Source organism: Paenibacillus sp. 01T422 (genome assembly GCF_056398785.1).
This window is the reverse complement of sequence record NZ_JBFTQB010000560.1, coordinates 1-4,324: the sequence shown is the minus strand read 5'-3', so window position 1 is coordinate 4,324 and position 4,324 is coordinate 1. Positions and strand designations below refer to the sequence as shown.

The 4,324-nt window shown below is 45.4% G+C and carries 3 protein-coding genes; all 3 read right to left on the bottom strand.

Features of this window, described 5'->3' with window-relative positions; translation table 11 throughout:
* Positions 1-287: 287 nt before the first annotated feature.
* On the bottom strand, positions 288-830 hold the full coding sequence (locus tag AC1DUA_RS25815; protein WP_477502491.1) for a type 1 glutamine amidotransferase domain-containing protein: 543 nt from the start codon (positions 828-830) through the stop codon (positions 288-290).
* A gap of 1 nt (position 831) precedes the next feature.
* The gene (ptsP, locus tag AC1DUA_RS25810) at positions 832-2,571 is read right to left on the bottom strand and encodes a phosphoenolpyruvate--protein phosphotransferase (protein WP_477502490.1); all 1,740 of its coding nucleotides are present in this window, start codon (positions 2,569-2,571) and stop codon (positions 832-834) included.
* Positions 2,568-4,324 (bottom strand): glucose PTS transporter subunit IIA (locus tag AC1DUA_RS25805; protein ID WP_477502489.1); only part of this gene is annotated, 1,757 nt, incomplete at its 5' end. The genes AC1DUA_RS25805 and ptsP, both read right to left, overlap by 4 nt.

Here is a 4,324-nt window from a genome sequence, read left to right as displayed (position 1 = left end):
GATTAAACCGGTAAGCTCGGGTTTAACATGAGGAACAACTTCGCTGCGTCCACAACCCTCACATGAATAAATAGGTACATTTTCAATATCGACTTTACTTTGATAAATAACCGTACGCAGACGAAGGTTCATCGTGCGTCCGCACTTACAAAACTTTTGCATTCTAACACTCCTTCACTGGCAGGCGGCATGAACATGAATTTCTTGTAATAAAGATATTCTACGATTCTATACGATTTCCTGCCAAAAGAAGAGTAGTAGTTTTTGCCACGAATGGAAGTGTCCTGTTACTTTTCCTGATGTTTATGGTATAACACGAGCTCGTCCACAAAACGTTTGGAAAATGCCGGTAGATCTGGTGGGCGGCGCCCTGAAATGATATTACGGTCTACCACCACTTCTTCATCAACCCAAGTAGCTCCTGCATTTTCGAGATCATCGCGAATGCCTGGCGTAGAGGTCATTGTGTAGCCATTCACGATTTTCGCTGAGATAAGCACCCAGCCGGCATGGCAAATTTGAGCAATCGGCTTCACCGCGGCATGAAACTCCTGAGTAAGACGGAGCACATCTGGATAACGGCGCAATTTATCAGGTGCCCAGCCCCCTGGAACATAGAGACCGATATAATCTGAGGACTGCACTTCATCGAAAGCATAATCCGTTGTAATCGGCACGCCATATTTCCCGTGATAAACCGTTTTCGCTTTTGGCCCGACGATATCTACAACAACACCAGCCTCGCGCAAACGTAAAACGGGATACCACATTTCCAAATCTTCAAACTCTTCATCGACAAATGCCAATACTTTCGTACCCTTCAACTCCATGCTAAGTACCTCCCACAATTGATTCTGTTTGTTCGGTTTGTGCTAACAGTTCAATGATTTCATCGCTAGTTTTGCAAACTAAAATTTCATTTACTAATTGCTTGCATTTCTTAGCGTCACTGCTTAATAAACGGTGTTTGACTTGTAAAAGAGTTTGCACAGATATGCTCAGCTCTTCAATGCCGAGACCTAACCAAATAGGAAGCGCGCGGACGTCTCCCGCCATTTCACCACAGACGCCAACAGGAATGCCAACACTTTTGCCTGCATCAATAACATGCTTAAGAAGTCTGATAACAGCCGGATGATAAGGATTATATAAGTGCGCAATAGTTTCATTCATCCTGTCTACAGCAAGCACATATTGGACGAGATCGTTGGTGCCTATGCTCATAAAATTAACTTCACTGGCAAGGACGTCTGCAATAAGAGCTGCAGCAGGCACTTCTATTGTTAATCCCACTTCAATTTGGGCATTGTAAGGAACCCCTTGAGCACTGAGTTCAGCTTTCGCCTTCTCCAGAAGGGCCTTGGCTTGACGCACCTCATCGAGTGAGGTAACCATTGGATACATGATTTTCACGTTTCCGTAATGACTTGCCCTAAGAATAGCCTTTAACTGTGTCATAAAAAGGTCTTTACGATCCAGTGAGATTCGAATGGCTCTATATCCAAGGAACGGATTATCTTCTTTGGGAAGCGGCATGTAATCCAACTTCTTGTCTCCGCCAATATCCAAGGTTCGAATCACAATAGGACGACCTTTCAGTTGCTTGGCTGCATGAAGATACACTTCGAATTGTTCATCCTCGCCAGGCAGTGAGTCGCGGTCCATATATAAATACTCTGTACGGAACAAACCAACCCCAGAAGCCCCGTTGCGTAAAACCTGATCGATTTCCATGACCGAGTTAATATTGGCATGCAAATTCACATAGCTGTTGTCCACAGTAACTGGCGCAACTTCTGCGATTTCCTGCAAACTCTCTTTGAATTCCAGCCAATTCTTTTTGCGAGCCTGGTAACGCTCAATCGTGATTTTATCCGGATTGATATACAGGGTACCCTCTTGACCGTCAATGATCAAGAAATCACCGTTTTGAATAGGGCGTAGAAGCTTCCCTTCCAGCCCTAATACATACGGAACAGACATGGCTCTGGCCATGATAGATACATGCGAATGCGTGCCTCCTAGAATGGTTAAGAGGCCCAGCACTTTAGTCGGGTCCAGATGAGCCAGTTGCGAAGGTGTGAGCTCTTTCGCAACCAAGATATACGGATGATCGATAGGCGGAACCGTTGAGCTGGTATCCCCCAGCAAATGCTTCAGAAGCCTGTTCCCCACATCTTTAATATCAAGTGCCCGCTCCTTCATATACTCATCATCGATCATGTTGAACATGCCGACAAATTTATCGATGACTTCTTTCACTGCAACTTCGGCCGCTTTGTACTGAAGCTCAATAATCCCCTGAATTTCATTCATAAAAATGGGATCTTCCAAAATTGCCAAATGGGCATCAAAAATATAGGCCTGATCTTGCCCGACAACTTCCTTAATTTCCTGCTTAATTATCTCTAACTCATCTTTAGAGGAGCGGATGCCATCATACAACCGCTCAAATTCATAAGCCAAATCTGTCACATCGATCATTTTCTCAGGAAAATCCCACTCCCACGTAGGAATGACAAAAGCCTGACCCATTGCTATGCCTGAAGACGCGCCTATCCCTCTGATCATCCGTTCATCCCCCCCGTAGATTTAGTAGGCTTTAAGACGACGGACATCACAGAACCTTGGCCTTTTTTTACAGCTTTGAACGGAGCAAAGCTCCAAGACTTAACAAGATCCGGATTTGTAATAATCATCGGTGTCGCCAAAGATGAAGCAAACTTTTTAACTTTATTATAATTAAATTTAACGAGAAGCTGACCTGGTTCTACACGATCGCCTTCTTTTACCACGGCATTAAAACATTTCCCCGGTAAACTTGACGTATCGATACCAATGTGCAGCAAAACCTCTAAGCCTTCATCCGTCAAAATGCCTAGTGCATGCATGGTCGGATAAATATGCATAATGGTGCCTGCCACAGGCGAGACCAGCTCCCCTTTTTCAGGGATAAAAGCTACGCCGTTCCCCACCAAACGCGAGGCAAATATGCGGTCTGGCACTTCCTCAATAGGAATCATGCGCCCCTGCATCGGCGAAGTAAACAGTACCACATGGATGTCTTTGCGCAGTACTTTCATAATCTCTTCACGAATTAGCTCTGAGAATGTCCCGAACACGACCTGAACATTGCCTCCTCCAAGACGGATGACGCCTGCAGCTCCTAAATGTCGTAATGCCGTGATGTCAATCAATCGATCATTAACAAGCGTAAGGCGCAATCTGGTAATGCAGGCTTCAATCTTCTTAATATTGTCTTTCCCACCTAGGGCTTGCAAAATTAGAGGTGAGCGATACGGAATATCGCCTGCCCACTCTTCGAGTGAAGAACCTTCTTCCCTGCCTGGCGTCGGGATTTGGAACCTTCTGATCGCCCAGCGAAACATGAAGTAATACACCAGTCCATACACGATCCCAATCGGGATTAGAAGCAGACCATTATGCGATAAATGCAAATTAATAACATAATCAATGGCTCCTGCCGAATACGAAAAACCATGTTGAATATGCAGCTCATAGGCCAACCACATTGCCACACCGGATAAAATAGCGTGAATAATGAACAAATAAGGTGCAACAAACAAAAAAGCAAACTCAATCGGCTCCGTGACACCTGTCAAAAAAGAGGCTAGCGCCGCTGTCAGAAATGTCGCCTTAATCTTCGGCTTCAAATCCTCACGCGCTTCCCCGATGATGGCAAATGCAATGGCAGGAAGCGCGAACATCATGATCGGGTATAGGCCAGCCATGTACATCCCAGCCGTAGGATCACCGGCAAAAAAGCGCGGTAAATCCCCGTAAGCCATTTCACCCGATGGTGTTTTGTAAGCGCCCACTTGAAACCAAAAAAAGTTATTCAAAATATGGTGCAGACCTGACGGCACTAACAATCGATGCGCGATACCATAAATAAACGCACCGAACCCTCCAAGACCGAGCAGCCAATTCGAAAGCTTACCCATCCCATCTTCCAAAAATGGTCCTATCACAATCATGATATAGGACACAACGAGCGTGCACATCCCCATTATGAGGGGCACCATTCGAGGACCACCGAAAAATTGTATGTATTCAGGCAGCTTGATCTCTTTACAGCGATGATAAATAATGGCTGCAAGCAAGCCGATTAAGATCCCGCCTGGTACACCCAATTGAAAATGGGACCCAAGTGAATGTTCGATGAGCCTCGTAAACATAAAATAGCCCAGCATGGCAGACAGTCCGGCAATTCCGGCACTTTCTGTAAGTCCGAGCGCCACGCCAACAGCGAATATGATGGGTATATAGTCAAAGACCGTATTCCCTGCTAACAGCAGCATAT